This is a genomic window from Vibrio sp. 811 (assembly GCF_033339195.1).
On record NZ_JAWOUB010000107.1, the window covers coordinates 1 to 1093 of the forward strand.

Consider the following 1093-nt stretch of genomic DNA (forward strand, 5'->3'; position numbering starts at 1 on the left):
ATTTACAAGACGCTCACTATTGATCTTCATCACGTTTGAGCGCAAAAAATAAAAAAATGAACCGTTGTTTTGAGTTTTGTCTCAGTTAGTTTTGTTTTTTGAAAATATAATTTATCTAAATTAAAACAGCGTTTCGAGGTTTCTATTATGGAATACGATTACTTAGTAATAGCAGGCTACTTTGCCCTGATGGTGGCAATCAGCTTGCTGTTCAAAAAAATGGCAAGCAATAGTACCAGCGACTATTTCCGCGGGGGCGGTAAGATGCTTTGGTGGATGGTTGGTGCCACAGCATTTATGACTCAGTTCTCTGCATGGACGTTTACCGGTGCAGCGGGTAAAGCGTTTAACGATGGCTTCGCGGTATTGGCCGTGTTTGTTGGCAACATGGTGGCGTACGTTTTCGCTTACTTCTACTTTGCTCGCCGCTTCCGCCAAATGCGTGTCGATACGCCGACTGAAGGGGTAAAACGCCGCTTTGGTAACACTAACGAGCAGTTTTTCACGTGGGTAATCATTCCGTTAAGTGTGATTAACGCGGGCGTTTGGCTAAACGGTTTGGGTGTGTTTGCTTCTGCGGTATTTAATGCCGACATCGTGACTACCATTTGGGTGACTGGCCTTGCGGTATTGGCTATCTCATTGCTGAGTGGTGCGTGGGGCGTAGTGGCGTCGGACTTTATTCAAACGCTGGTTGTTGCGGTTATCTCCATTGCTTGTGCGGCAGTTGCATTGTACGTCGTTGGTGGCCCTGGCGAGATCGTTGAGAACTTCCCTGGTGGCTTCATCATGGGCCCAGATATGAACTACCCACTACTGTTAGTTTGTACGTTCATCTTCTTCGTAGTGAAACAGCTGCAAAGTATCAACAACATGCAGGAGTCTTACCGTTTCCTTAACGCGAAAGATTCGAAAAACGCAAGTAAAGCTGCGCTGATGGCGCTTGTGATGATGCTATTTGGCGCGGTAATTTGGTTCATCCCACCTTGGGCTTCAGCAATCCTGTACCCAGATGCAGCAACGCAATACTCATCATTGGGTGCGAAAGCAAGCGATGCGGTTTACCTTGTCTTCGCTCGTGAAACAATGCCTC

The 1093-nt window shown here is 46.7% G+C and carries 1 protein-coding gene; it reads left to right on the forward strand.

Features of this window, described 5'->3' with window-relative positions; genetic code table 11:
- Positions 1-147: 147 nt before the first annotated feature.
- Positions 148-1093 (forward strand): sodium:solute symporter family transporter (locus R7Q46_RS25155; RefSeq protein ID WP_411978767.1); only part of this gene is annotated, 946 nt, incomplete at its 3' end.